This window comes from Microbacterium pygmaeum, assembly GCF_900100885.1.
GTDB classification, from domain to species: domain Bacteria; phylum Actinomycetota; class Actinomycetes; order Actinomycetales; family Microbacteriaceae; genus Microbacterium; species Microbacterium pygmaeum.
This window is the reverse complement of sequence record NZ_LT629692.1, coordinates 637,124-662,129: the sequence shown is the minus strand read 5'-3', so window position 1 is coordinate 662,129 and position 25,006 is coordinate 637,124. Positions and strand designations below refer to the sequence as shown.

Genomic DNA, 25,006 nt, shown 5'->3' with positions numbered 1-25,006 from the left:
CCGCGTCGGCCACCATCGGCGCTCGGAGCTCACCAGAACGCCATCGCGGCGACCTCCAGCGTGCAGATCCCGATTCCCGCCTGAGCACGCCGCGCGGGTCGCCACGCCTGCGTTGACATCCGCCGCGGCATCCGGGCTCTCGCCGACGCTGCGCGGGTGCTGGGTGGTGGGCGCTGACAAACGCTCTGATCCTCGGGGCGATGAGCATCCTGGCCGGCGCCATCGGGGCTGACGAATGGCCGAACGGTCAGATCGCGCTGCCGCTCGGTGGCGGACCGAGCGGTCCCGTCACGACGACGGCGGGTGTCATCGCTCTGGTGCACTGGCTCGGCACGCTGCTGCCGAACTTCGCACTCACCTGGCGTCGGCTGCATGACACCGACCGCAGCGGGGCCTGGTGACTCCTCGTCGTGATCCCGCTCATCGGGTGGATCGTGGTCTTCTTCTTCCTGATCGGGCGACCTGTAGAAGTTGGCCGCCGCTTCGACTGACCGGCCATCCCGACGATGTCGGAGGCCCCTGCGAAGATGAATCCATCGACCACCGAGTGCCCCGGCGATCGACCCACCTCCCGGACGGGACGGTGGAGTGCGAGTTCGGAGGGCACTGTGGACGATCGGGAGCGGTACCGGCGCGATCACTCGATCGCCGATGCGATCGCCGATGACTGTGCGGGGATCCGGTCGCGGATCGCGGCTGAAGAGGCGCGCATGCTGCGCCGGCTCGCCGACGCGTGGGACCTGGCGCAGGAGCAGACCGAGCGCATCGCATCGAATGCCTCCCGCCGACGCGACATGCCCCTGCGAAGCATCGCAGCGCAGATCGGCGCGCAGACACATGTCAACGACCGCAGCGTGCAGACGAAGATGTACGACGCGTGGCGGCTCGTCGCCCTGTTCGCCGCGACCGTTGCCGCGCTCGAGGACGGGCGCATCACGAAGGCGCACGCCGACGTCGTCCTCGATACCGGTGCGATGCTCGACGATGCCGAGGTGCGTGCTGCATTCGAGACGGTGGTGCTGGAGTGGGCCGAATCCGAGACCGTCGGACGCACGCGGGCGTACGCCCGGCAGCTGGCCGAGAAGCTCGATCCTCGGGCGATGAGCGACCGGCACGCTGAAGCAGCAGACGAGCGGTCGATCACCATCGTCGACCTCGACAACGGCATGTCCCAGATCATCGCGCTGGTCCCGACGGTCTATGCCCACGCCGTCGCCGACCGGCTCACGCGCCAGGCGAAGGCCATCAAAGAGGTCGACGTCGCCCCCCGTCGCCGAGGTGCGGACGTCAGCTCGGCCCATGTCGCTCCGGCACCCGTCGATATCTGCGAGTCGTCCGACTCACCGCCCGCAGCCGACGAGCGACTCCCCGTGCTCGACGATCGCACGATCGATCAGGTCCGAGCCGATCTCTTCGTGGACATGCTGCTCACCGGCGCGCCCGCCATCGATCCGACGCTCGGCGCGCAGCCCGGCGGGCTCGGCGCCCAGCCCGGCGGGCTCGGCGCCATTCTCGCCAAGGTGCAGATCACGATGCCGATCACCACGCTGACCGGCGTGAGCCAGGGCGGCGCTGAGATCGACGGGAAGGCGCCGATCGATCCGGAGACCGCTCGAATCCTGGCTGGAGCATCGCCGGCATGGGATCGCGTGATGTACGACCCGGTCACCGCGGTCGTCGTCACGGTCGATCGATATCATCCGACGCCCGCCCAGCGAAGACTCCTCGAGGCTCGCGATCGGCACTGCCGGTTCCCAGGGTGCCGCATGCCCGCCCGACGATGTCAGGTCGATCACAATCACGAGCATCAAGACGGCGGGCCCACGTGCATCGGCAATCTGGCATGCCTGTGCGTCCGACATCACACGATGAAGGCGGAAACGGACTGGACTGTCCGGCAGCTCGCGGGCGGGAGGCTTGAGTGGTCGAGTCCGAGCGGGCGACTGCATACCGACGAGCCTGCGCGCGTCGTCTTCACGCCGAGCGTCGATCCCCCTCCGTTCTGAGCATCGGAGAGCCTGAACGGGACCACTGCGCGCGAGGACGGTGCGGAGCGCCGTCGCGCACCAGCGTCGCGGTGCGGAGCGCCGTCGCGCAGCAGCGCCACACACCTTGCGGAGTGCCGTCGCGCAGCAGCGCCACGCGGTGCGGAGCGCCGTCGCGCAGCAGCGCCATCCAGCGGGGTGGCCCTAGCGCAGAACGAGCGCCGCCGCCCCGATCAGAGGACCCTCATCGCCCAGTCCGGATCGCACGATGCGCGTCGCCTGCGAATAGGGAAGCGCAGCGGATGCCGCGGCCGCCGCCGCGACCAGCTCGACGTAGTCCGGGGAGACGCGGGAGAAGCCGCCGCCGATCGCGATGACTTCCAGATCCATCAGCGTGGCGGCATCGGCCAGCGTGCGTCCGACCGCGGTGGCGGAGCGCTCGATCGCGGCGCGCGCGACCGGCACACCCGCTGCGGCATCCGCCGCGAGATCCTCGCCAGTGGAACCCGCCCACCCCTGCGACCGAGCCCACGTGACGCTCGACGGTCCCGACGCGACCTCTTCGAGGGTCAGGCCGTCCCAGGCCTCGGCGCGCATCTGCCCCAGATGACCGGCGTTGCCGGACGCACCGCTCATCGGGCGACCGTCGACGACGAAACCGCCGCCGACGCCCGTCGAGACCACGATGGACATCGAGGCGCGCGCGCCGGCCGTCGCACCGATCCACGCCTCGGCGAGCGCGAGCGCTCCGCCGTCATGGCGAAGGTGCACCGGCGCGACGACAGCCCGACTCCGCAGCGCGTCGCGAACCGCCGCCACCAGAGCGAAGCCGTGCGCACCACGCATGTTCACCGGCGCGATGGTGCCGCGCACCAGATCGACCGGCCCGGCCGACCCGATGCCGGCACCCAGCAACACTGCGTGATCCGGCAAGGCACGAAGTGCGCCGTCGATCGCCGACCCGAGACCCGCTCGCAGCGTCTCGGGTGTGGCCTCCGGCCCGGTCGGATGGCGCGTGCGACTGCCCTCGACGATCCCGCCGTCGACGGTGACGAGTGCGGCTTCGAGCTTCGTGCCGCCGATGTCGATCGCGAGCGCGATGTCGGTCATGATGCGCAGGCGCCGCTACTGGGGCGCGAGGCCCAGATCATCGAGGTCGATGGCCGCGAGCCATTGCAGTCCCTCGGCCTCGACGGCGGCCTGCGCTCCGGTTCTGCGGTCCACGATGACGGCGACGGCGATCGGCTCGGCCCCCTCGCGGCGCAGCGCCTCAACGGCTTTCAGGGCCGACTGACCGGTGGTGGAGGTGTCTTCGACCACGACGACGCGCTTGCCCGCGACATCCGCTCCCTCGACCTGGCGTCCGCGCCCGTGGTCCTTCGGCTCCTTGCGCACGACGAACGCATCCAGGGGGGCGTCCGTGCGGGCCGACTCGTGCATGACCGAGTTGGCGATCGGGTCGGCGCCGAGCGTGAGTCCACCGACGGCGACGATCCCGTCGACGTCGCGGATGAGGTCGAGCATGATGCGCCCGATCGCCGGCGCGGCGCGGTGGTCCAGCGTCAGCTTGCGCATGTCGACGTAGTACGTCGCCTGCTTACCGCTGGAGAGGATGAAGTCACCGTGGAAGACCGCTTCGTCCTTGATCAGGGCGATCAGGGCCTGACGGTCGGATTCGATCTCGGGCGTGCTCGCTGCAGTCATGATCCGAGTCTACGGAGCGCCCCGCGGCGCGATGGCGCGCGCCTCGCTGCGCCGGCGCGGACCTCGCTGCGCCGGAGCGCAGTCGGGAGCCCGTCGTAGTCTGGACTCATGCGTCTGGCCACCTGGAACGTCAACTCCGTCCGTGCCCGGGTCGACCGGGTCGTCGATTTCGCGGTCCGCGAGAGCGTCGATGTCCTGGCGATGCAGGAGATCAAGTGCAAGGTCGACCAGTTCCCGTTCGAGGCCTTCGAGGACGCGGGATTCCACGTCGAGGCGCACGGCTTCTCGCCCTGGAACGGGGTCGCGATCGCCAGCCGCGAGCCGCTCGAGAACGTGCGGACGTCGTTTCCCGGCATGCCGGGTTTCGCGAAGGACCATGAAGGGCCGGATGCTCCGCTCGAGGCTCGCGCGATCGGCGCGACCGTCGGCGGGGTGGAGGTGTGGAGCCTCTACGTCCCCAACGGCCGCGCCCTGGAGGACCCGCATTACTTCTACAAGCTGAACTGGCTCGAGGCCCTGACCGGGTACACCCGTGACGCCCTCGAGCAGAACCCTGATCTCGCGCTCGCTCTCGTCGGCGACTTCAACATCGCCCCGACCGACGCCGACAACGGCGATCCCGCCGTCGTCGCCGGATTCTCGACACACGTGTCCGGGCCGGAACGTGAGGCGTTCGCCGCCCTGGAGGCCGCAGGACTGGAGGACGTCGTCCGCCCGCTCGTCCCCACCGGCTACACCTACTGGGACTACAAGCGACTCCGCTTCCCCAAGAACGAGGGCATGCGCATCGACTTCATCCTCGGTTCGCACGCGCTGTCTGCTGCCGTCACCGGCGCCGCGATCCACCGCAACGAGCGCAAGGGCGAAGCACCCAGCGACCACGTTCCGGTGGTGGTCGATCTCGACCTCAGCGGGCCCGACGACGACGATCGGCCGATGATCTTCTGACCGCTAGGCTTCGGCCATGCCTGGTACCCGCCCCGGAGGGGTCACACTCGTCGCCGTCTTCGCGTTCATCAGCGGCGCCCTCGGGGTGATCGCCGGTGCCCTGCTGATGTTCGCGGCGATCATGGCTCCCGACGCGCTGTGGCTCGGGGTGATCCAGCTCGCCCTCGGCATCCTGACGATCGCGGTGGGCGTGGGCCTCCTGCGCGGCGCCCCCATCGCACGAACGCTCGCCGCGATCGTGTTCGTGCTGAACCTGATCTCGGCGATCTTCATCATCTTCTTCCAGCAGGCCCAGCTCTGGTCGGGCATCGTGGGCGGGATCCTCGCCCTCCTCGGGCTCGTCCTGCTGTTCACCCGCGACGCGAACGCATTCTTCCGCCGCTGAGCCGAGGAACGTCCGCGATGCAGACCGCGGCGATCAGGCGCCGCGGTTCGGCGCGTCCATGTCGCCGGTGCGCACCGCGCCGCCCGGTCCGTAGCGCAGCAGCACCGCACCCTTCGGCGTGACGACCGGCGGAGCCAGCAGCTCGAGGCTCGTCGGTGTCGCTCCGTCCGGGAACACCTTCTTCCCCTGGCCGAGCACGACCGGATACACGTACAGCACGAGCTCGTCGAAGGCCCCGGCCGCCAGCAGCGACTGGACGAAATCGACGCTGCCGATCACGTGGATGTTCTCGTGCTTCTCGCGCAGGGCGGCGACGTCGGCCGCGGCATCCGTCCCCAGCTGCGTGGTACCCGCCCACTCGGGCTGCAGCGTGCCCCGTGAGGCGACGTACTTCGGGATCGCGTTGAACTTGTCGGCGATCTCGGAGTCCTGCCCGGTGTGATCGGGCCAGAACCCCGCGAAGATGTCGTAGGTCCTGCGGCCGAGGACCAGCGCGTCCATCGCGGCGATGCCCTCGCCGATCAGGGCTCCGTCGACCTCGGTGGTCAGGGGCGCCTGCCATCCGCCGTACGGGAAGCCCGAGCTGCGATCCTCATCGGGACCGCCGGGCGCCTGTGCGACGAGATCGAGGGTGGTGAACAGGTCGATGAAGATGCGACCGGTCATGGGAACGTCCTTTCACGCTGCGGCCTGTGCGGCCGCGATCATCGGATCGATGTGGAATGTGGCGGCGAACCGATCGATCAGGCTCGCGTCGCCCCGGACCACGGCCAGGACGTCCTGATCGATCGCTTCGGCGGGCGTCAGCTCGCCTGAGACGACATGACGGATGCCGGGACCCGCCACGATCACGATCTCGGCCTCGCCGGTGGGCAGCGCGCCGCCGATGGGCGGCGCGGGCGGCGCGAGCTGGGCGATGCGCAGCTCCTCGCCGTCGACCTGGACCCGCAGTGTCACGTCGCCGACGTGCAGCTCGTAGTCCGCGGGTGGGACGGATGCCGCCACGACCGGCTGGAACGCCGTGCGCAGCGCCATCGTGAGCGAGTCGGCCGTGACGATGTCGTCGGGACCGGGGTCGCCCATCTTGGCGAAGCCCCACCGACCGAGCGCGAGCACGATCGGCTCGAGCTCCTGCCCGTACGGGGTCAGTTCATAGACCAGTCCCGTCCGGTAGAGCGGCGCGCGCCGGACCACACCCCCCTCCTGCAGTTCCTTGAGGCGGGTGGAGAGGATGTTGGTCGGGATCTTGGGCAGCCCCTGCTTGAGGTCGGTGTACCGACGAGGGCCGACGAGCAGGTCGCGCACGATGAGCATCGCCCATCGCTCCCCGATCAGCTCGACGGCCGTCGTGAGCCCGCAGTACTGGCCGTAACTGCGCGTTGCCACGCGGTCATCCCTGGGCGTGCTCGGCCATGTAGGCCTCAGGCCCCTGGTCGGCGGCTTGCGGCTCCATGTAGAGGAATCCGAGGATGTTGCCGTCGGGGTCTTCGAGGTCGCGGCTGTACATGAAGCCGTAGTCCTGCGCGGGCTTGGGCTCGCTGCCGCCACCGGCGAGCCCGGCGGCCATGACCGAGTCGACGTCCTCGCGCGAATCGCGGCTGAGTCCGATGCTCGTCTGCGCGTGGGTCTTCGGGTCGATGATCTGCTTGTCGGTGAACGTCGCGAAGTACTCCTTCGTGAGCACCATGAAGAAGATGTTCTCGTCGAGCACGACGCACGCCGCGTTCTCGTCGGTGAAGAGCGGGTTGATGCCGAAGCCCAGGCCCGTGTAGAACGCCTTCGAGCGCTCGAGGTCGCTCGTCGGGATGTTGACGAAGATGCTGGTGGTCATGTCCTTCTCCTTCTCGGTGAGTGCGGTATCTGTGCCGTGACCTCATACTTGCTAAAAACAAGCATGCTTGTCAATAGCAAGTTTCGCTCGGTCCTGCGATCCGCCGCACGGGGGATGCCGGCCGCCCGCGCCGCCCGTAGCGTGGTCGTATGTCCGTCGCATCAGAGCTGCCTTCCGCGCGGCCGCGCCCGTCCCGCGCCGAGCTGCGTTCCGATGTCTGGCTTGCCGCCGCCCTGATGCTCGGCGGCGTCCTCAGCGCCGCACTCGGCTCGGTCTCGGGGGTCTACGGCGCTGACGATCACGCCCTCGGCTGGCTGCTGCTGTACGCCGCAGCACTCACCGCGCCGCTGGCCGTACGCCGGAGATTCCCCGAGATCGTCGCCGGCGCTGTGGCTGTCGTCTTCTTCATCGGGGGAACGTTCCGCATTCCCGAGGTCTACGTCGGCAACATCGCCCTCTTCATCGCGATGTACACCGTCGGCGCCTGGGTCGACAACCGCCGCCGGGCGACCCTGGTCCGCGTGCTCATCATCGTCGGCATGTTCGGCTGGCTGCTGGTCACGACGTTCCAGGCGGCCACCGCGCCGACCGAAGAGGGACTCTCCCGCGTCGGCGTCTTCTCGCCGTTCGTCGCGTTCATGCTCATGCAGTTCCTCGTCAACGTCGCATTCTTCGGCGGCGCGTACTACATGGGCGACCGCGCGTACGCGTCCGCCCTCCAGCGCGCCGCCCTCGAGGAGCGCACTGCCGAGCTCGAGCGCGAACGGGAGCGCACCGCAGCGCAGGCGGTTGCGCTCGATCGGGTGCGCATCGCGCGAGAACTGCACGACGTGGTCGCCCACCACGTGTCCGCGATGGGCGTGCAGGCAGGAGCCGCGCGCGCGGTCCTGGACCGCGACCCGGCGGCTGCACGAGCGGCGCTCCTCGGCGTGGAGGGCTCGGCGCGTTCGGCGCTCAGCGACCTGCGCCAGCTGCTCGAGACGCTGCGCACCCCGCACGGTGCGGATGCCGGCGACGGCGAACCCAGCGGCACCACGCTGCGCCTCTCCGCGCTCCCGGAACTGGTCACCCACGCGATCGAGAACGGGCTGCCCACGACCCTCACCGTGGTGGGCGAGCCGGTCGAACTGTCCGACCTCGCGCAGGTCAACATCTACCGGATCACGCAGGAGGCGTTGACGAACGCGCGCAGGCACGGCGGGGCGGATGCCGCGGCCGACGTGCGCCTGCGCTACGGCGCACAGGACATCGAGCTCGAGATCACCAACACCGGCCGAGTCGCGTTGTCCGACCGCCCCGGCCTCGGCCTGGTCGGCATGCGCGAGCGCGCCGCGGCATCGGGCGGCACGATCGAGGCCGGCCCCCGGCCGCGCGGAGGCTTCCTGGTGCGGGTGCGCATCCCGGCCACCGCGGCATCGCGGGTGCCGGCGTGATCGGCGCGGGCGCTCCGATCCGCGTCCTCCTGGTCGACGATCACGCCGTGATGCGCGCCGGCTTCAGGATGATCCTCGAAGCGCAGCCGGATCTGGTCGTCGTGGGCGAAGCCGCGGACGGACGCGAGGCGGTGGCCGCGGCATCCGCGCTCTCGCCCGACGTCATCTGCATGGACGTGCAGATGCCCGGCATGGACGGGCTGGAGGCCACCCGCCGCATCGTCGCGGACGCGTCGCTGGGCAGCGCCGTCGTGATCGTCACGACCTTCGACCGCGACGACTATCTGTTCCAGGCGCTGGCCGCCGGCGCGAGCGGATTCCTCCTGAAGAACGCCGGACCGGAGGAGCTGGTCTCGGCCGTGCGCGTCGCCGCGGCGGGCGACGCGCTGCTCGCGCCCGAAGTGACGCGACGCGTGATCGAGCGGTTCGCGACACTTCCATCGGCGCCGGACACGGTCGCCGAGCCGGCCGCGGCATCAGCGGCGCTCCCCGTCGACCTGACCGACCGCGAGGCCGAGGTCCTGCGGCTGCTGGCGCGGGCCATGAGCAACGCCGAGATCGCAGATGAACTGTTCATCGGTGAGGCGACTGTGAAGACCCACGTCTCCAACGTGCTGCAGAAACTCGGCGCCAGAGACCGGGTCGCCGCGGTGGTCTACGCGCACCGGCACGGCATGACCTGACGCCGTCTCCCCCCGGAGGCGGACGCGTTCGCGCACGAACCCGCCCCACGGGGGATGCCCCGCGCGCGGCGCATCCGTAACGTCGTTCACACGAGACGAAGGAGACGGGATGCTCACCCTCACAGGACTCACGAAGAGCTACGGCGGGAGGCGCGTGCTCGACGATGTGTCGTTCGACGTGAAGCCCGGCCGGCTGACCGGTTTCGTCGGCGGCAACGGCGCCGGCAAGACGACGACCATGCGCATCGTGCTCGGTGTGCTCGGCGACGAGGGCGGCACCGTCACCCTCGACGGCTCCCCCATCACCCGCGCCGACCGGCGCCGCTTCGGCTACATGCCTGAAGAGCGCGGCCTGTATCCGAAGATGAAGGTCCTCGAGCAGATCGTCTACCTCGCGCGTCTGCACGGCTATTCGAAGACGGATGCCACGACCCGCGCCCGGGCGCTGCTCGAGCAGCTCGGACTCGGCGAGCGCCTCGAGGACAACGTCGAGACCCTCTCCCTCGGCAACCAGCAGCGCGCGCAGATCGCCGCGGCGCTCGTGCACGAGCCGCAGGTGCTGATCCTGGACGAGCCGTTCTCCGGCCTGGACCCGCTCGCGGTGGACGTCGTGGCGGGCGTGCTCCAGGAACGCGCCGCGCAGGGCGCGGCCGTGCTGTTCTCCTCGCACCAGCTCGACGTCGTCGAGCGGCTGTGCGACGACCTCGTCATCATCGCCGGCGGAACGATCCGCGCCGCCGGCACCCGTGACGCTCTCCGCGCGCAGCACTCCACACGCCGCTACGAGCTGATCTCGACCGGCGACGTCGGATGGCTGCGTGAAGAGCCCGGCGTGCGCGTGGAGAACTTCGACGGCGGCTACGCCCTCTTCGAAACCGACGACGAGCCGACCGCGCAGCGGGTGCTGCGCCGAGCCGTCGAACACGGCGATGTCGCGAGCTTCGCCCCCCAGCATCCGTCCCTCGCCCAGATCTTCAAGGAGGTCATCCAGTGACGCTCTCCGACACCACCGCCCGCCCGGCCGCACCCGCGCCGCGGTCCGGACGATCCGGACCCGCCGCACCGACCACAGCGCAGAGCGTCTGGCTCGTCGCCGAGCGCGAGATCGGCTCGAAGCTGCGCAGCAAAGCGTTCGTCATCTCGACCGCGATCCTCTTCCTCGGCGCGCTCGCCCTGGTCATCTGGGGCGGCTTCTCGGCGGGCAACTCCACCGCCACCCCGGTCGCCGTCACCAGCGACGCCACGCAGTACGTTCCCGCCGGCGCGGATCTCGAGGTCACCGACGCGGCCGACCGCGCAGCGGCCGAGAAGCTCGTCGCGGACGGGGATGTGGATGCTGCGATCGTCGGCGACTCCGCTTCGCCCACGGGCTTCGCGGTCATCGCGGAATCGTCGGCACCGACCGAGCTGCTGCTGACGCTCGCGCAGATCCCGCCGGTCGAGCTCCTCGACCCGGACGAGGGCAACGCGGGCTTGCGCTACCTGGTAGCCATCGGCTTCGGCGTGGTGTTCCTCATGGCCGCATCCCTGTTCGGCGGCACGATCGCCCAGAGCGTCGTCGAGGAGAAGCAGACGCGCGTGGTGGAGCTGCTCATTTCGGCGATCCCCACGCGGGCGCTGCTGGCCGGCAAGGTGATCGGCAACACGATCCTCGCGATGGGGCAGATCCTGATCCTCGCGGCGATCGCGATCGTCGGGCTCACCGTCACAGGGCAAGGAGAGATCCTGCAGGGCCTGGGCATGCCGATCGCGTGGTTCGCGGTGTTCTTCTTCTTCGGGTTCATCCTGCTCGCGTCCCTGTTCGCGGCCGCGGCGGCGATGGTCTCCCGCCAGGAGGACATCGGATCCACCACGACCCCGCTGACGATGCTCATCATGGCGCCGTACTTCCTGGTGATCTTCTTCAACGACAACCCCCTGGTGCTGGGCATCATGTCCTACGTGCCGTTCTCCGCACCGGTGGGAATGCCGATGCGCCTCTACCTCGGCGAGGCGCAGTGGTGGGAGCCGATCCTCTCGCTCGTGATCCTCATCGCGACCTGCGTCGCCGCGATCGCGATCGGCGCGAAGATCTACGAGAACTCGCTGCTGCGCATGGGCGCACGCGTGAAGCTCCGCGAGGCACTCGGGGGCTGAGCCCGCGGAAACCACGGATGCCCCGGTCGGCTCTGACCGGGGCATCCGTCGTGCGGCTAACGACTGCGGTGAGCTGCCCGGCCCCGGCGTCCGGCCAGCGCGTCCGCCGCTCGCACGAGCGAGAGGTGCGACAGCGCTTGGGGCGTGTTGCCGGCGTGGCGTCGCAGCGTGACGTCGTACTCCTCGCTGAGCAGACCGACGTCGTTGACCAGTCCGCACACCCGGTCCATGAGCTCGTCGGCATCGTCGTCGCGACCGGTGGCGGCATACTGCTCCACCAGCCAGAACGAGCAGGCCAGGAAGGGATGCTCATGTCCCGGCAGCCCGTCGACCTGCGACTGCGTGCGGTACCGGTGCAGCAGACCATCGTGCATCAGGCGCCGCTCGATCTCCGCCACGGTCCCGATCATCCGCGGATCGTCGGGTGCGCAGAAGCCGACGAGCGGCAGCAGCAGGAGCGACGCGTCGACCTCCGTCGATCCGTACGACTGGACGAAGTGTCCGCGTTCGGCGTCGTAGCCGGCTGCATCGATCTCCTGCCGCATGCGGTCTCGGAGCCGCTCCCAATGCTCGGCGTCGCCGTCGAGACCGTGGATGCGGACAGCGCGCACACCGCAGTCGAAGGCAGCCCACACCATCACGCGCGAGTGCGTGAACAGCTGCGGCTCTCCACGGATCTCCCAGATGCCGTTGTCGGGCCGGTCGATGTTCTCCTCGACGAACGACAGCAACGCGCGCTGCAGCGGCCATGAGTACGGCGTCTCGTCGACGCCGGCCAGGCGAGCCGCCTCGAGCGCGATCATGACCTCGCCGATGACATCCGCCTGGAACTGATCGACGGCGCCGTTGCCGATCCGCACCGGCGCCGCGCCGTCGTATCCGGGGAAGTTCGGCAGTTCGCGCTCGGTCAGCCGGCGCTCACCCGCGAGGCCGTACATGATCTGCACGTCGGCGGGCGATCCGGCGATCGCGCGGAGCAGCCACTGGCGCCATTCCTCGGCCTCGGGGGTGAAGCCGTGCTCGAGGAGCGCCTCCAGCGTCAGCGAGGCATCCCGGAGCCACACGTACCTGTAGTCCCAGTTGCGCACGCCACCGAAGTCCTCCGGCAGGGACGTGGTGGCCGCGGCGACGATACCCCCGGTGTCTTCGTGCGTGAGGGCGCGCAGCACGAGCAGGGAGCGGACGACCTCGTCGTGGTAGGGGCCCTCGTGCTCGATGCTGTCGGCCCACGTCGCCCACCAGGCCGCAGTGGTCTCGAGCGCCCTGTCGACATCCACCGGACCGGGCACCTCGCGGTGCGCGGGGAACCAGGTGAGCGTGAGATCGACCTTTTCCCCGGCCGAGATCGAGATCGTGCCCGTGTGGAAGTGATCGTTCGCGGTCAACGGTGCGCCGCGCACGACGAGCGCGTCGGGTCCGGCGATCGCCACGAGTGCGGGTTCGTCCTCCGTTCCGGCCTGATGCATCCACGGGAGCGCCCGCGCGTAATCGAACCGCACGCGCAGCTCCTGCTCGAACTGCACGGACCCGGAGACGCCGCGGATGCGGCGGATGACATCCGCGCGCCGGTCGCCGTGCGGCATCAGGTCCACGACCTCGGCGACACCGTCCGCGGTCTCCCACCGGGTGATCAGCACGAACCCCTCGGCGTCGTAGCGCCGGGTGGTGACGGCATCCGGATCGCTCGGCCGCAGCGACCATCTGCCGTGATCGGGATTGCCCAGCAGCGCGCCGAACGTGGACGGCGAGTCGTAGCGCGGCAGGCACAGCCAGTCGATGCTCCCCTCCCGTGAGACGAGCGCGGCCGTGTGACAGTCGCTGAGGATCGCATAGTCCTCGATGGGGGATGCCATGTCCTGATCATGTCAGCCGGCTGGACGAGCTCGGCCCGGCTGATGCCGGGACGGCGAGCGCAATCGGCATAGTGTGGCGACATGACCACCACGCCTCTGCCGGCCGCGACCACCGAGATGACGACCCTGATCGTCCTCGGCGCGTCCGGCGACCTCACCTCGAGACTGCTGATGCCGGCGCTGGGCCAGCTGCTGACGAGGGAGCCGGAGCGCAGCATCCGTCTCATCGGCGCGGGCATGGACGACTGGGATGACGCGCATTGGCGGTCGGTGGTGACGGCGTCCTTCGCGACGATGGATGCCTCGGGTCCGGCCGTCGACGCGGTGCTCGCCGGCGCCGTCTACCGGCGCTCCGACATCACGAAGCCCGAGGACCTCGAGGCGCTCCTGGCGTTGGCAGAGGGACGCCCCGCGTTCTACTTCGCGGTGCCGCCCGCGATCGCCGCGAAGGCGTGCGTCGCGCTGGAATCGGTGACCCTGCCGGACGGCCTGATCCTGGCGCTGGAGAAGCCCTTCGGCATCGACGAGGCGAGCGCGCATGCGCTGAACGCGCAGCTGGCGACGCTGATCCCCGAGGATCAGGTGCATCGGATCGATCACTTCCTCGGCCGCTCGACCGTGCTGAACGTGCTGGGCGTGCGCTTCACCAACCGCATCGCGGAACCCGTCTGGTCGGCTGAGCACATCGATTCCGTCGTGATCCGCTATGACGAGGCACTCGGCCTCGAAGGACGTGCGGGGTACTACGACAAGGCCGGCGCCCTGGTCGACATGATCCAGAGCCACCTGCTGCAGGTGCTGGCGGTCGTCGCGATGGACCCGCCGTCGACCCTGAGCGCGGTGGACCTGCGCGATGCGAAGGCGATGGTGCTGCGCGCCACCAGCATCTGGGGCGGTGACCCCGTGGCATCCTCCCATCGCGCCCGCTACACCGGCGGCACGATCGGCGACCGGACCTTCCTCTCCTACGCCGACGAGGAGGGGGTCGACCCGGCGCTCGGCACCGAGACGCTGGCCGAGATGACCGTCGCCATTGCGACGGCGCGATGGCAGGGCGTGCCCTTCATCCTCCGCTCGGGCAAGGCCCTGGGCGATCGGCGCAGCGAGATCGTGATCACCTTCAAGCCGGTCTCGCACCTGCCGACCGGCTTCAGCGGTGCGGCGGACCCGACCGTCTTGCGTCTCACGCTCGGCCCCGACCGGATGGCGCTGGAGATCAACCTCAACGGCCCCGGCGACCCGTTCCACCTCGACCGCGCGTCACTGGAGGCCGAGTTCGGCGAGGGTGAACTGCTGGCGTACGCCGAAGTGCTGCAGGGCATCCTCGACGGCGACCCGACGCTGTCGGTGCGCGGCGACACCGCCGAGCAGTGCTGGCGCATCGTGCAGCCGGTCCTGGACGCATGGCGTGAGAACGCTGTTCCGCTCGACGAGTACCCGGCGGGCACCCCGGGGCCGGCGGGGTGGCCTCAGCTCTGACGGAACGCAGCGAGGCGCCGAACCGCGCGGGAACAAAACGCGATCCATGCTGTTGCATACATCGGGCCGACGGAGTCTCAGCCATGAAAACCACCCGTCAGGAGCATCCCGATGAACACGCTCACCAGCCGCCGCGCCGCAACCGAGACGACCATCCTCGACGTCCTCACCGAACGGTGGAGCACGCGCATCTTCGACGCGGACGCCCCGAACGACGAGGACGCGCTCGCCAGCGCCCTCGAGGCCGCCCGCTGGGCGCCGACCGCCGCGAACACGCAGCCCTGGCGCGTGATCGTCGCCCGACGCGGCAGCGCCGCCCATGCCGCGGTCGTCGGAGCGCTCGCCGGCTTCAACGCGGTCTGGGCCGGCGATGCCGGCGCCCTTATCGTGTTCGTCGCCGAGACGGAGCGCGACGGCAAGCCCCTCGCGTGGGCGCAGTACGACACCGGGCAGGTGGCCGCGCACTTCACCGTGCAGGCGCACGCCGACGGCCTTTCCACCCACCAGATGGGCGGCTTCGACCGCGCCGCGATCTCGACGGCCTTCGGACTCGACGAGGCCCTGGTGCCGATGACGGTGATGGCGGTCGGCAGCCTCGGCGACATCCGCACCGCATCCGACGAGCTGCAGGCGCGCGAGAACGCGCCGCGCACCCGGCGCCCGCTCGCGGAGTCGGTGCTGGTCAGCCAGTAGCCCGCGGCTGCCGGGTGCTCGCCGCGGCTCAGCCGGCGAGCACCGCCAGCACGTTGCCCGCCGGATCGCGGAACCACGCGATGTCCGGGCCCCGTCCGTCGCCGCGCACGATGCCCTTCGAATCCGACGGGAAGTCGTCGTCGGCATAGATCTTGGTGTTCACGCCGCGCGAGTTCAGCTCCTCGACCGCCGCATCGACGTCGTCGACCGGGAAGTTGAGGATCGTATAGCTCGCCGGCTCGTGATTCGGCTTCGAGTAGATGAGGATGCTGCCCCCCGACGCGAGGGAGAGGTTCAGGAACCCCATCTCGTTGTCACGCACGTCGAGTCCGAGTGTCTCGCCGTAGAAGGTGCGGGCCGCGTCGATGTCGTTCACGGCGAAGCCGCTGAAGGCGCCGTCAGTCTGGAATCCGGTCATGGAACCAGCATCCGCCTCTCGTGCCCCGCATGTCGAGGGGTTGCCGGCTTCAGCGCTCGACGAGCACCCCGTCGGCGTCGGCCCAGAGGTGGGCTCCCGGGCGGAAGACCACGCCCGCGATCGTCACCGGGACATCGGTCTCGCCCGCGCCGTCCTTCGCGCTCCTGCGCGGATTCGAGCCGAGGGCTTTGATGCCGATCGGAAGGTCGGCCAGTTCTTCTCTGTCGCGGATCGCGCCGTGCACGACGATCCCCGCCCACCCGTTGCGGACCGCCGATGCGGCGATCAGGTCGCCGACGAGCGCCGACTCGAGCGACCCGCCGCCGTCGACGACGAGCACGGCGCCGTCGCCGGGCGCGGCGAGCGCGGTCTTGACCAGCGCGTTGTCACGGAAGCACCGGATCGTGCGGACCGGCCCGTCGAAGGCGACGCGGCCCCCCAGGTCCTGCAGCTGCAGGGACAGCGAGTCCAGCGCGTCGCCGCGCTCGTCGTACAGGTCGGCGGTCGCGATCGTCATTCCTCCACGCTAGGCGCGGCCCGACCCCGATCGGAGTGCACAACTCAGGAAGAACCGCGGTTCTTCGCGCCCGCAGAAGCCCGAACGGCAGATTCTCCTGACGTCGTCACGACGACGGCGACGCATCAGGCCCCCGCGGGCGGGTTGAGGTCGGGATGCAGCGCGGTGAAGAGCGAGTAGGTGTCGCCGCCGGCATCCGGTCCGCGCTCTTTGAACTCATTGACGAGGGCGTAGAGGCGCTCCTCGAGTTCGGCCTTGTGCGCCGCGTTGAGCTTGAGCCCCAGCCAGGTGACGTCCAGTTCCTCATCGGTCACGCCCTCGATCTGCTGGAGGAAGGTCTCGACGAGCACGTGCGAGCCGCCCGGCACCGACGTGCGCCACGACAGCCCGGTGGCGCGGTACGGGACCTCTCGGGCGCCTTGGTTTCCCGCGCGTTCGGGCTCGGCGGCGAGGAAGCCGGTCTGCACCAGTGTGCGCACATGATGCAGCATCGTGCCCGGGTTGACGCCGAGGAGCTGGGCGAGCTCCTTGTTCGTCCGCGACTCGAATGCACACAGACGCAGGACACGCAGCCGCAGCGGAGAACTCAGCGCGCGCATCCGCGCCTCGATGTCCGCCGGGCTGTCCGCACTCACGACTCCAGACTAGCCCCACTGATTGACAAAGCTCAATCAGTCGCGCACACTGATCGACATGTCCCAATCGGTCCCCGACGAGGCCGCGAGCGATACGCCCGTGACGCGTTCACTCTGGCGCGACGGCAACTTCCTGACGATGTGGTCGGGTCAGGCGTTCAGCCAGTTCGGCGCACAGATCACCGAGCTGGCGATCCCGGTGCTGGCGGTGCTGCTGCTGGGCGCCACCGAGTTCGAGGTCGGCGTGCTGACGGCCGCGAACGTGGCCGCCTTCCTGATCGTGGGGCTGCCGGCAGGCGCCTGGATCGACCGCATGCGCAAGCGGCACGTCATGATCTGGGCCGACGCCGCGCGCGCGGTCGCGCTGGGTGCCGTCCCTCTGCTGTGGATGCTCGGGATGCTGCAGATCTGGCACCTGGTGCTCGTGGCGCTCATCATGGGGATCGCCACGGTGTTCTTCGACGTGTCGTACCAGAGCATCATCCCGTCCCTGGTCCGGACGGATCAGATCGGCGAGGCCAACGGCAAGCTCGAGTCGACCCAGCAGCTCGCAGGCCTCGCCGGCCCTGCCGTCGGCGGTGGCCTGATCAGCGCCCTCAGCGCGCCGATCGCGGTCGTCGCAACGGTCGGCACCTATCTCGTCTCGATGGTCGCCCTGCTCTTCACCCGCGACCATGAGGTGCGGCGCGCTCCCGAGGACCACGGCCCGATCCTCCGCGAGATCGGTGACGGTCTGCGCTGGGTGTTCGGCAATCGGTTCCTCCGGCGGATCGTGGCCACCACCGGCCTCGCGAACTTCTTCGGCACGATCGCCACGACGCTGCTGCCGATCTTCATCCTCCGGACCCTCGAGCTGAGCCCGGCCGAGATGGGCGTGATCTTCTCGCTCGGCGCGGTGGGCGGGCTCGTCGGCGCTGTCGTGACGCCACGGATCATCCGCCGCATCGGCGAGGCCCGCGCGATCCCGGTGAGTGTGATCGGATTCAGCCTCGCTCCGCTGCTGCTGCCGGTGGCCTCGCTCGTGCCGCAGATCGCGTTCCCGTTCCTCGTGCTGCAGTCCTTCGTCTTCAGCTTCACGGTGCTGCTGTACAACATCACCCAGGTGACCTTCCGACAGCGGATCACCCCACCGCGCCTGCTCGGCCGCATGAACGCGTCGATCCGGTTCTGCGTCTGGGGCGTCATGCCGATCGCCGCCCTGATCGCCGGCGCGCTGGGGACGTGGATCGGCGTCGTCCCGACGATCTGGATCGCGTCGATCCTCGAGATGTTCGCCGGCCTGTTCGTGCTGATCGGTCCGTTCTGGAGCCTGCGCGATCTGCCCGACCCCGAGCCGGCGGCGGCACCGGCGCCCGCTCCCGCACCAGGCCCCGGCCCCGGCCCCGGCCCCGGACCTACGACGTGAGGTCGGCGTAGCTCGCGATCGTCACGATCCTTCGGCGCCGGCGATGAGCACCGGGTCCTCGGTCAACAGCGCGTCGGCCTGCAGCGACGCCCGCCTCCCGCACGAGCCGCAGGGCGGTGGGGCATCGATCGCATACCGGGTCATGGCGGCCATGATCGCACTCGGTGTCGACACCGCGAAGCGATCCCCCGTCGCCGCCCATCAGGACTCGCAGACAATGCTCATGCAACCCCTTCGCATCGACGGGATCTGCGGCCTATCGTGAAGCATGAGCGCACGCATCCTGTCGATCGGCACCGCCGTTCCGCCGACGACGATCGAACAGCATGACATCCGCGACTTCTTCATCTCCCAGGCCGGAGGCGATCGCCTCGCTCAGCGGCTGGTTCGCGCAACCTTCGACGCCGCCGACATCGACACCCGTCACACCGTGCTCCCCGAACTCGGGAAGGCGGGCAGCGCCGCCCTGGACGGACTGTTCGTCGACGACCGAGGACTGCTCCGCTCTCCGGGAACCGGCCTGCGCAACGCCGAGTACATGCGGCACGCACCGGCGCTGTCGAACGATGCCGCGCGCACCGCGATGCAGGACGCCGGGGTCGAGGCATCCGCCATCACTCACGTCGTGACCGCCTCGTGCACCGGCTGCTACGCGCCCGGACCGGACTTCCGCATCGTGCGCGATCTCGGCCTCGCCCCGACGACCGAGCGCTACCACCTGGGCTTCCTCGGGTGCGCCGCGGCGTTTCCCGCACTGCGGCTCGCCGACCGGATCTGCGCGGCGCAGCCGGGGTCAGTGGTGCTGGTCGTATGCACGGAGCTGTGCAGCCTGCACATCCGCCCGAGCTCATCACCCGACCAGATCGTGGCCTCGTCCGTGTTCGCGGACGGCGCCGCGGCGGCGATCGTCACCGGCGTCGCGGACGGCGATGTCCGCGGCGGCCTCGAGATCCAGCGCTTCGCGACGACGATCACCGAGGACGGCGAAGCCGACATGGCCTGGACGATCGGCGACGACGGATTCGAGATGGTCCTGACCGGCGAGGTGCCGCGGATCATCGGCCGTGAGATCCGCGGAGCCGTCGACGGGTTCCTTCTCGGCGAGCCGGTCGACACCTGGGCGGTGCATCCCGGCGGCCGCAGCATCCTGGACCGCGTGCAGACCGGCCTCGACCTCGATCCCAGCGCGCTGCGGACCTCACGGGCGGTGCTGCGGGAACATGGGAACATGTCGAGCGCGACGATCCTGTTCATCCTCGAGCGGATGCTGCGCGATGACGCGATCGCGGCGGGCGCCACGATCGCCGGGCTGGCGTTCGGGCCGGGCCTCACCGTCGAGTCGGCGCTGCTCACCAAACTTCCGGCGCCGAGCGCGACGCCCACCGCCGCACCCGCTGTCCGCGATCACGAGCTGGCGGGAGCCGCGTGAGCCTGACCGTCCGCGACGTCGATCTGCGCGAGCTGATGGACGATCCGGACTGCGACGAGCAACGGCTCGCGGCGACCCTGCGGCGGTTCGGCACGATCAACCGGCTGATCTCGGGGTGGGGCGGGGTCTACGAGCGGCGACTCCGGCCGCACCTGGCACGGCTCGGACGGCCCGCCCGCGTGCTCGACCTCGGATGCGGGGGCGGTGATGTGCTCGCGCGCCTCGCCGGCCTGGCGCGGTCCGACGGACTCGATGTCGAGTGGGTCGGCGTGGATCCAGACCCGCGGGCGCTGGCAGTGGCGGGCAAGCGAGCCACCTCGGGCGTGCGCTTCCGGTGCGCAGACTCGTCGATTCTGGTGGACGAAGGCGAGCGCTTCGACGCCGTGATCTCCAACCACGTCCTGCACCACCTGGATGCGGACGAGCTGCGCTCGTTCACCGCCGACTCCCTCGCCCTGGCGACCGGGCCGGTCATGCACGGCGACATCGAGCGCGGGCGGCTGGCGCAGACGCTGTACGCCGTGGGCATCACCCCCTTCGCCCCAGGCACGTTCCTGAGGACGGACGGGTTGCGCTCGATCCGCCGCAGCTACCGCCGCGACGAGCTGCGTGCAGCGCTCGGGCCGGAGTGGGCCGTCGAGCATCCGGCATCCTTCCGCCTTCTCGCGGTCGGGAACGGGCGTGGCTGAGCGCTCGACGCATTCGCCCGACGTCGTCGTGATCGGCGCCGGGCCGGTGGGGCTGCTGCTCGCTTCGCAGCTGTCCCGCTCCGGCGTGGACGTGGAGGTGCTCGAGCGCCGCCCGTCGAACGGATCGGGCTCGCGGGCGATCGGCGTGCACGCGCCGGTCCTCGCCGCGCTCGAGCCGTCGGGGCTGACCGAGCGGCTGCTCGCGTCGGCGACCCGAGTGCCGCGCGGCGAGGCGCGCTCCGGCGGGCGGCTGCTCGGCGTGGTGCATTTCGACCGGCTCTCGATGCGCTTCCCGTTCGTCGCGACGCTGCCGCAGGCCGAGACCGAGCGGATGCTGGCCGCCGGCGCCCCCCAGCCGCTCCGCGGAGCGACGGTGTCGGCGATCATCCCGCGCGCCGACGGCGTGCACGTGCGGGCGGGAATCGGCGGCCGACCGACCGAAAGGACGATTCCGATCGTCGTGGTGGCCTCCGGCGCCGGTGGGCGCGACCTCGTCTTCCGGAAGGACGCGATCGGCGGACACGAGTACCGCGACCGCTATCTGATGACCGATCTCGCCCTCGAACCGCGACCCGACGCCGACACGGCGATCGTGAACCTCGACCGCAACGGCGTCCTCGAGTCCTTTCCCATGCCCGGAGGCGTACGCCGCTTCGTCGCGTGGGACCGGCCAGGCGCCGACCCCGACCCGGCGGCGCGCGTCATACGGCTGCGCGCCGCGCTCGCGACGCGCGGCGAGGAGGTGGCATCCGAGCGGGTCTCCGAGGCGACCGCCTTCGGCGTGCGCCGCTTCATCGCCCCGCGGATGCGCAACGGTCGCGTCCTCGTGATCGGCGATGCCGCACATGAGGTCAGTCCCATCGGCGGACAGGGGATGAATCTCGGGCTCCTGGATGCCGCCGGCCTGGCGCCGCTCCTCGTGGAATGGGTCCGCACCGGGCAGGCACCCGATCGCGCACTGCACGCGTGGGAGCAGCGGCGTGTCCGCTCGGCGACGATCGCCGCGCGGCTGGCCGCACTGAACACCGGGCTCGGACGGCCGCTGGGCGCCGCCGCGAACGCGACACGGGGCGTCGCGCTGCGCGCGATGCTCGCGGGGCCGATCGGCCGCCTGTTCGCCTCCGCGTACGCGATGGGCCTGGACCGCGGGGCCTGAGCGTCGCGAGTGGGATCAGGCGGCGAGTGCCGTCCCGGCGAGGGCGAGCTGCACGCACAGCAGCAGCGCCGCGAGCATCACGAGGCGGAACACCCATCGGCCGGGCGGCCGGACGAGGGAGAGGATCAGGCCGGCCAGGGCGATCGCAACGACCCCGGCGAACATGACGAAACTGAATATGCCGGTTGCGGCATCCGATCCGATCAGCACCGCCACTGCTCCACCCACCAGCGCGAGCGCCGCGATCACCGCCGATGCGCGACGGCCCAGGCGATGCGGCAGACCCCGTACGCCGGTGCGGGCGTCCTCCTCGAGATCCGGGAGCACGTTGGTGAGGTGGATCGCGACGCCGAGGCTCGCCCCTGCAGTCCACGCCCACCCGGCCGCCACCCGCGGGTCCGCCGCCGACAGGGTCACGAGCGAGGGAAGCAGCCCGAAGCTCACCACGAACGGGACCACCGAGACCGGCGTCGACTTCAGCCCGAGGTTGTACGACCACGCCGAGGCGAGCGCGATCGCGTGGGCGAGCGCCATCTGCCAGCTCAGCGCGAACGAGAGCGCCAGGCCAAGGACGAGGGTGACGGATGCCGCCACCCACGCCGCCCGCGCCGACACGTCGCCCCGCGCCAGCGGTTTGTCCGTGCGCCCGACGGACCGGTCGCGGCGCGCGTCGATCGCGTCGTTGGAGAGGCCGACCGACAGCTGTCCCAACAGGATCGCCGCAGCGAGCACCGCGATCCGCCAGGGCTCGAGTGCCATCGCGATCCCGAGCGTCAGCGCGACCAGTGTGACGACCACGCTCGGCCCGGGGTGCGAGGCTCGCCAGAGCCCGGAGATCACCGCGGTCACGGTCGTGCGGTCACGCGCCGACCGGCCGCCGCCAGCGGACGATGCCCATGATCGCCGTCACGAGGGTCGCGAGGTACGCGAGACCGATGACGATGCCGGCCATGCCGAAGATGAACGTCGACGCGTCATTGTCGATGGCGCCGCCGGTCCACACCGTCAGCGCCGTGTCGACGGGTCCGCCGTCGCCGGCGTCCGGGATGGTGAGACCAGCGATCAGGAGCGCACCCCACAGCACGAAGCTCGAGATGTCGTACGCGAAGCGCGTGGTCTTCTGACGGCGCACTGTCCGGTCGAACAGCGTCATGACCGGCGGAACGAGGAGCACGACGATCACGAAAAGCCCGTAGACGATCCCGAGCACCGCCATCCAGCCCATCTGCGCTCCGACCAGTCCCCGCCCGAGGAAGACGAACAGCGGCAGCAGGACCGCGGCGACCCACTGCGCGATGAAGACGAAACGGCCGGTGCGTGCGATGTGCATGCCCCGACCGTATCGTCTGCGAGTGCTCAGTCCTCGAGGATCGCCTCGATCACGTCATCGTCGTCCTCGAGCGGCGCATCGGATGCCTCCGCCGGCCCGCTGCTGGTGAGCACGAGCGTCGATCCGTCGGCGGCGACATCGACACGGACTCCATCGCCGTCGCGCACCCCGCCGGAGAGGATCGCCATCGCGAGGCGGTCCTGGATCTCGGACTGGATGAGCCGTCGCAGCGGCCGCGCGCCGAACATCGGGTCGTACCCGCGCTCGGCGAGCCAGGCGCGGGCGTCCGGGGTGACCGCCAGGGCGAGGCGGCGGTCCTTCAGCCGGCGCTGCAGCGCGAAGACGGCGAGTTCGACGATCTGGGCGAGGTCGTCCTCGGTGAGCGCCTGGAACATCACGATGTCATCGAGCCGGTTGATGAACTCCGGTTTGAACGCTTGGCGGACGAGGCCGTTCACGGCGTCGCGCTTCTGCTCCATCGACAGCGTCGGATCGATCAGGATCGGCGAGCCCAGGTTCGAGGTGAGGATCAGGATCACGTTCTTGAAGTCCACCGTGCGGCCCTGACCGTCGGTGAGGCGCCCGTCGTCCATGACCTGCAGCAGCACGTCGAAGACCTCGGGGTGCGCCTTCTCGACCTCGTCGAGCAGCACGACGCTGTAGGGTCGCCGGCGCACCGCCTCGGTGAGCTGGCCGCCCTGCTCGTAGCCGATATAACCGGGAGGGGCGCCCACCAGCCGCGAGACTGAGTGCTTCTCGCCGTACTCCGACATGTCGATGCGCACCATGGCGTGCTCGTCGTCGAAGAGGAACTCCGCCAGCGCTTTGGCCAGCTCGGTCTTTCCGACACCGGTCGGGCCGAGGAACAGGAACGAGCCGGTCGGCCGATCGGGGTCGCTGATCCCAGCGCGTGAGCGGCGCACGGCGTCGGCGACGGCCTTCACGGCGTCCTTCTGACCGATCAGACGGCGGCCGAGCTCGGATTCGAGGTGCACGAGCTTCTCGGTCTCGCCCTGCAACAGGCGTCCGACCGGGATGCCGGTCCACATCGCGATGACGGCGGCGATGTCCTCGTCGGTGACCTGCTCGTTGACCATGCGGTCTCCGGCGGGCTCTTCGCGCTCGGCGTCGACGAGCTGACGCTCCAGTGCGGGGATCTCGGCGTACAGCAGGCGCGACGCCTTCTCGAGGTTGCCCTCGCGCTGCGCGCGCTCGGCCTGCACCCGAGCGGCGTCGAGTTTCGTCTTCAGATCGCCGACGCGATTCAGCGAAGCGCGTTCGTTCTCCCAGCGCTGCTGGAGCGCGTCGAGCTGCGTCTGCTCCTTGGCGAGCGTGTCGCGCAGGACGGCGAGGCGCTCCTTGGACGCGGCATCCTTCTCCCGCTTCAAAGCGAGTTCTTCCAGCCTGAGCCGATCGACGTGACGGCGCAGCTCGTCGATCTCCAGCGGGGCTGAGTCGATCTCCATCCGCAGTCGTGACGCGGCCTCGTCGATCAGGTCGATCGCCTTGTCGGGCAGCTGACGGCTCGGGATGTAGCGATTGCTGAGGGATGCCGCGGCCACCAGCGCCGCGTCGGCGATGGCGACCTTGTGGTGCGCCTCGTAGCGCTCCTTGAGTCCGCGCAGGATCGCGATCGTGTCCTCGACCGTCGGCTCGCCGACGTAGACCTGCTGGAAGCGGCGCTCGAGCGCGGCATCCTTCTCGATGAATTCGCGGTACTCGTTGAGCGTGGTCGCGCCGATCATGCGCAGTTCACCGCGCGCGAGCATGGGCTTGAGCATGTTGGATGCCGCGACCGACCCCTCGCCGCCACCCGCGCCCATCAGCACGTGGAGTTCGTCGATGAAGGTGATGACGCGTCCGTCGGACTCGGTGATCTCCTTGAGGACCGCCTTCAGGCGCTCTTCGAACTGGCCGCGGTACATCGCACCGGCGACCAGGGCGGACAGATCGAGGCTGATGAGCTCCTTGTCCTTGAGCGATTCGGCGACGTCGCCTGCGACGATGCGCTGTGCGAGCCCTTCGACGACGGCGGTCTTTCCGACGCCGGGCTCGCCGATGAGGACCGGGTTGTTCTTGGTGCGGCGGGTCAGCACCTGGCTGACGCGGCGGATCTCGCCGTCGCGTCCGATGACGGGATCGAGCTTGCCCTGGCGGGCGCGGTCGGTGAGGTTGATCCCGAACTGCTCGAGGGCGCTCTGCGCTTCCTCCTGACCGGGCTGTTGTGTGGCGTTCATGCGTGCTCCTGAAGTCTGGGTCGCGGCATCGCAAAGTTGAGCCGCGTTGACTCAAGTTTA

General features: G+C 70.0%; 27 protein-coding genes. 15 read left to right on the top strand and 12 right to left on the bottom strand.

Annotation, left to right across the window (positions count from 1 at the left end):
- Positions 1 to 173: 173 nt before the first annotated feature.
- Positions 174 to 401: a DUF805 domain-containing protein gene (locus BLT19_RS17500; protein WP_269457435.1), complete on the top strand. Its 228-nt coding sequence runs from the start codon at positions 174 to 176 to the stop codon at positions 399 to 401.
- A gap of 207 nt (positions 402 to 608) precedes the next feature.
- A complete protein-coding gene (locus tag BLT19_RS03055) occupies positions 609 to 2,006 on the top strand; it encodes an HNH endonuclease signature motif containing protein (protein ID WP_157681739.1) in 1,398 nt (465 codons plus the stop codon).
- Positions 2,007 to 2,189: 183 nt separating this feature from the next.
- Here BLT19_RS03055 and BLT19_RS03050 read toward each other — a convergent pair whose 3' ends face one another.
- Positions 2,190 to 3,095 (bottom strand): ROK family protein, encoded by a 906-nt coding sequence (locus BLT19_RS03050; RefSeq protein ID WP_091486104.1) that lies wholly within the window; start codon positions 3,093 to 3,095, stop codon positions 2,190 to 2,192.
- Between the two features lie 15 nt (positions 3,096 to 3,110).
- The gene (gene pyrE, locus BLT19_RS03045) at positions 3,111 to 3,689 is read right to left on the bottom strand and encodes an orotate phosphoribosyltransferase (protein WP_091486101.1); all 579 of its coding nucleotides are present in this window, start codon (positions 3,687 to 3,689) and stop codon (positions 3,111 to 3,113) included.
- A 108-nt stretch (positions 3,690 to 3,797) separates the two neighbouring features.
- Here pyrE and BLT19_RS03040 point away from each other — a divergent pair, with 108 nt between their 5' ends.
- Positions 3,798 to 4,637 (top strand): exodeoxyribonuclease III, encoded by an 840-nt coding sequence (locus tag BLT19_RS03040; RefSeq protein ID WP_091486097.1) that lies wholly within the window; start codon positions 3,798 to 3,800, stop codon positions 4,635 to 4,637.
- A 16-nt stretch (positions 4,638 to 4,653) separates the two neighbouring features.
- Positions 4,654 to 5,022, top strand: coding sequence for a hypothetical protein (locus BLT19_RS03035; RefSeq protein WP_091486093.1), 369 nt, complete (start codon positions 4,654 to 4,656; stop codon positions 5,020 to 5,022).
- A gap of 33 nt (positions 5,023 to 5,055) precedes the next feature.
- Here the strand turns inward: BLT19_RS03035 and BLT19_RS03030 are convergent, their stop codons facing one another.
- Genes BLT19_RS03030 through BLT19_RS03020 form a run of 3 tightly spaced genes read right to left on the bottom strand, consistent with a single transcriptional unit; the run spans position 5,056 to position 6,853 of the window.
- Complete coding sequence (locus tag BLT19_RS03030) at positions 5,056 to 5,688, bottom strand: dihydrofolate reductase family protein (RefSeq protein WP_091486089.1); 633 nt, start codon at positions 5,686 to 5,688, stop codon at positions 5,056 to 5,058.
- A 12-nt stretch (positions 5,689 to 5,700) separates the two neighbouring features.
- Positions 5,701 to 6,408: a winged helix-turn-helix transcriptional regulator gene (locus BLT19_RS03025; RefSeq protein WP_091486086.1), complete on the bottom strand. Its 708-nt coding sequence runs from the start codon at positions 6,406 to 6,408 to the stop codon at positions 5,701 to 5,703.
- Between the two features lie 4 nt (positions 6,409 to 6,412).
- Complete coding sequence (locus tag BLT19_RS03020; RefSeq protein WP_091486082.1) at positions 6,413 to 6,853, bottom strand: VOC family protein; 441 nt, start codon at positions 6,851 to 6,853, stop codon at positions 6,413 to 6,415.
- Between the two features lie 149 nt (positions 6,854 to 7,002).
- Between BLT19_RS03020 and BLT19_RS03015 the strand changes: the two genes are divergently transcribed.
- From BLT19_RS03015 to BLT19_RS03000, 4 genes are all read left to right on the top strand, one after another.
- Positions 7,003 to 8,286 carry a sensor histidine kinase gene (locus BLT19_RS03015; protein ID WP_091486078.1) on the top strand — a complete coding sequence of 428 codons (1,284 nt, stop codon included), beginning with the start codon at positions 7,003 to 7,005 and terminating at the stop codon, positions 8,284 to 8,286.
- A gap of 50 nt (positions 8,287 to 8,336) precedes the next feature.
- Positions 8,337 to 8,969 carry a response regulator gene (locus tag BLT19_RS03010; protein ID WP_091493192.1) on the top strand — a complete coding sequence of 211 codons (633 nt, stop codon included), beginning with the start codon at positions 8,337 to 8,339 and terminating at the stop codon, positions 8,967 to 8,969.
- A gap of 109 nt (positions 8,970 to 9,078) precedes the next feature.
- Entirely contained in the window at positions 9,079 to 9,963 is an 885-nt protein-coding gene (locus BLT19_RS03005) for an ABC transporter ATP-binding protein (protein ID WP_091486075.1), read from the top strand.
- A 110-nt stretch (positions 9,964 to 10,073) separates the two neighbouring features.
- A complete protein-coding gene (locus BLT19_RS03000; protein ID WP_231917924.1) occupies positions 10,074 to 11,105 on the top strand; it encodes an ABC transporter permease in 1,032 nt (343 codons plus the stop codon).
- Positions 11,106 to 11,161: 56 nt separating this feature from the next.
- On the opposite strand, the gene BLT19_RS02995 is transcribed toward BLT19_RS03000, so the two are convergent.
- The gene (locus BLT19_RS02995; RefSeq protein WP_091486068.1) at positions 11,162 to 12,958 is read right to left on the bottom strand and encodes a glycoside hydrolase family 15 protein; all 1,797 of its coding nucleotides are present in this window, start codon (positions 12,956 to 12,958) and stop codon (positions 11,162 to 11,164) included.
- An 81-nt stretch (positions 12,959 to 13,039) separates the two neighbouring features.
- On the opposite strand from BLT19_RS02995, the gene BLT19_RS02990 reads away from it, so the two are divergent.
- Together BLT19_RS02990 and BLT19_RS02985 are read left to right on the top strand one after the other, a co-directional pair.
- Entirely contained in the window at positions 13,040 to 14,437 is a 1,398-nt protein-coding gene (locus BLT19_RS02990; protein WP_231917764.1) for a glucose-6-phosphate dehydrogenase, read from the top strand.
- Between the two features lie 111 nt (positions 14,438 to 14,548).
- Positions 14,549 to 15,130 (top strand): nitroreductase family protein, encoded by a 582-nt coding sequence (locus BLT19_RS02985; RefSeq protein WP_091486065.1) that lies wholly within the window; start codon positions 14,549 to 14,551, stop codon positions 15,128 to 15,130.
- Between the two features lie 28 nt (positions 15,131 to 15,158).
- Here the strand turns inward: BLT19_RS02985 and BLT19_RS02980 are convergent, their stop codons facing one another.
- The 3 genes from BLT19_RS02980 to BLT19_RS02970 form a co-directional block, all read right to left on the bottom strand.
- Positions 15,159 to 15,548: a VOC family protein gene (locus BLT19_RS02980; protein ID WP_091486062.1), complete on the bottom strand. Its 390-nt coding sequence runs from the start codon at positions 15,546 to 15,548 to the stop codon at positions 15,159 to 15,161.
- 49 nt (positions 15,549 to 15,597) lie between these two features.
- Positions 15,598 to 16,065, bottom strand: coding sequence for a ribonuclease E activity regulator RraA (rraA, locus tag BLT19_RS02975; protein WP_091486058.1), 468 nt, complete (start codon positions 16,063 to 16,065; stop codon positions 15,598 to 15,600).
- Between the two features lie 125 nt (positions 16,066 to 16,190).
- Positions 16,191 to 16,664, bottom strand: a complete 474-nt coding sequence (locus tag BLT19_RS02970) for a helix-turn-helix domain-containing protein (RefSeq protein ID WP_091493186.1) — start codon at positions 16,662 to 16,664, stop codon at positions 16,191 to 16,193.
- Between the two features lie 94 nt (positions 16,665 to 16,758).
- Between BLT19_RS02970 and BLT19_RS02965 the strand changes: the two genes are divergently transcribed.
- The 5 genes from BLT19_RS02965 to BLT19_RS02945 are packed head-to-tail and all read left to right on the top strand — an operon-like array spanning position 16,759 to position 21,379.
- Positions 16,759 to 18,105: an MFS transporter gene (locus BLT19_RS02965; RefSeq protein WP_091486053.1), complete on the top strand. Its 1,347-nt coding sequence runs from the start codon at positions 16,759 to 16,761 to the stop codon at positions 18,103 to 18,105.
- 43 nt (positions 18,106 to 18,148) lie between these two features.
- Positions 18,149 to 18,370, top strand: a complete 222-nt coding sequence (locus BLT19_RS02960) for a hypothetical protein (protein ID WP_091486049.1) — start codon at positions 18,149 to 18,151, stop codon at positions 18,368 to 18,370.
- 3 nt (positions 18,371 to 18,373) lie between these two features.
- On the top strand, positions 18,374 to 19,534 hold the full coding sequence (locus BLT19_RS02955) for a type III polyketide synthase (RefSeq protein WP_091486046.1): 1,161 nt from the start codon (positions 18,374 to 18,376) through the stop codon (positions 19,532 to 19,534).
- Positions 19,531 to 20,223 (top strand): methyltransferase domain-containing protein, encoded by a 693-nt coding sequence (locus BLT19_RS02950; RefSeq protein WP_091486041.1) that lies wholly within the window; start codon positions 19,531 to 19,533, stop codon positions 20,221 to 20,223. Before BLT19_RS02955 ends, BLT19_RS02950 begins: the two co-directional genes overlap by 4 nt.
- Positions 20,216 to 21,379, top strand: a complete 1,164-nt coding sequence (locus BLT19_RS02945; protein WP_091486036.1) for an FAD-dependent oxidoreductase — start codon at positions 20,216 to 20,218, stop codon at positions 21,377 to 21,379. The genes BLT19_RS02950 and BLT19_RS02945 overlap by 8 nt, the downstream gene beginning before the upstream one ends.
- Before the next feature lie 15 nt (positions 21,380 to 21,394).
- On the opposite strand, the gene BLT19_RS02940 is transcribed toward BLT19_RS02945, so the two are convergent.
- Genes BLT19_RS02940 through BLT19_RS02930 form a run of 3 tightly spaced genes read right to left on the bottom strand, consistent with a single transcriptional unit; the run spans position 21,395 to position 24,946 of the window.
- A complete protein-coding gene (locus tag BLT19_RS02940) occupies positions 21,395 to 22,228 on the bottom strand; it encodes a UbiA family prenyltransferase (protein ID WP_231917762.1) in 834 nt (277 codons plus the stop codon).
- Between the two features lie 10 nt (positions 22,229 to 22,238).
- A complete protein-coding gene (locus tag BLT19_RS02935) occupies positions 22,239 to 22,709 on the bottom strand; it encodes a hypothetical protein (protein ID WP_091486032.1) in 471 nt (156 codons plus the stop codon).
- Positions 22,710 to 22,735: 26 nt separating this feature from the next.
- Entirely contained in the window at positions 22,736 to 24,946 is a 2,211-nt protein-coding gene (locus BLT19_RS02930) for an ATP-dependent Clp protease ATP-binding subunit (protein WP_091486027.1), read from the bottom strand.
- Between the last annotated feature and the right edge of the window lie 60 nt (positions 24,947 to 25,006).

Bases quoted from the DNA above. Each gene is read 5' to 3' on its own strand.
- BLT19_RS02995 (WP_091486068.1), bottom strand. From the start codon at position 12,958: ATGGCATCCCCCATCGAGGACTATGCGATCCTCAGCGACTGTCACACG.
- BLT19_RS02970 (WP_091493186.1), bottom strand. From the start codon at position 16,664: ATGCGCGCGCTGAGTTCTCCGCTGCGGCTGCGTGTCCTGCGTCTGTGT.
- pyrE (WP_091486101.1), bottom strand. From the start codon at position 3,689: ATGACTGCAGCGAGCACGCCCGAGATCGAATCCGACCGTCAGGCCCTG.
- BLT19_RS03010 (WP_091493192.1), top strand. From the start codon at position 8,337: ATGCGCGCCGGCTTCAGGATGATCCTCGAAGCGCAGCCGGATCTGGTC.
- BLT19_RS03020 (WP_091486082.1), bottom strand. From the start codon at position 6,853: ATGACCACCAGCATCTTCGTCAACATCCCGACGAGCGACCTCGAGCGC.
- BLT19_RS02960 (WP_091486049.1), top strand. From the start codon at position 18,149: ATGAGCACCGGGTCCTCGGTCAACAGCGCGTCGGCCTGCAGCGACGCC.
- BLT19_RS03015 (WP_091486078.1), top strand. From the start codon at position 7,003: ATGTCCGTCGCATCAGAGCTGCCTTCCGCGCGGCCGCGCCCGTCCCGC.
- BLT19_RS02990 (WP_231917764.1), top strand. From the start codon at position 13,040: ATGACCACCACGCCTCTGCCGGCCGCGACCACCGAGATGACGACCCTG.
- rraA (WP_091486058.1), bottom strand. From the start codon at position 16,065: ATGACGATCGCGACCGCCGACCTGTACGACGAGCGCGGCGACGCGCTG.
- BLT19_RS02930 (WP_091486027.1), bottom strand. From the start codon at position 24,946: ATGAACGCCACACAACAGCCCGGTCAGGAGGAAGCGCAGAGCGCCCTC.
- BLT19_RS02955 (WP_091486046.1), top strand. From the start codon at position 18,374: ATGAGCGCACGCATCCTGTCGATCGGCACCGCCGTTCCGCCGACGACG.
- BLT19_RS03050 (WP_091486104.1), bottom strand. From the start codon at position 3,095: ATGACCGACATCGCGCTCGCGATCGACATCGGCGGCACGAAGCTCGAA.
- BLT19_RS02965 (WP_091486053.1), top strand. From the start codon at position 16,759: ATGTCCCAATCGGTCCCCGACGAGGCCGCGAGCGATACGCCCGTGACG.
- BLT19_RS02985 (WP_091486065.1), top strand. From the start codon at position 14,549: ATGAACACGCTCACCAGCCGCCGCGCCGCAACCGAGACGACCATCCTC.
- BLT19_RS03035 (WP_091486093.1), top strand. From the start codon at position 4,654: ATGCCTGGTACCCGCCCCGGAGGGGTCACACTCGTCGCCGTCTTCGCG.
- BLT19_RS02935 (WP_091486032.1), bottom strand. From the start codon at position 22,709: ATGCACATCGCACGCACCGGCCGTTTCGTCTTCATCGCGCAGTGGGTC.
- BLT19_RS02980 (WP_091486062.1), bottom strand. From the start codon at position 15,548: ATGACCGGATTCCAGACTGACGGCGCCTTCAGCGGCTTCGCCGTGAAC.
- BLT19_RS03040 (WP_091486097.1), top strand. From the start codon at position 3,798: ATGCGTCTGGCCACCTGGAACGTCAACTCCGTCCGTGCCCGGGTCGAC.
- BLT19_RS03005 (WP_091486075.1), top strand. From the start codon at position 9,079: ATGCTCACCCTCACAGGACTCACGAAGAGCTACGGCGGGAGGCGCGTG.
- BLT19_RS03030 (WP_091486089.1), bottom strand. From the start codon at position 5,688: ATGACCGGTCGCATCTTCATCGACCTGTTCACCACCCTCGATCTCGTC.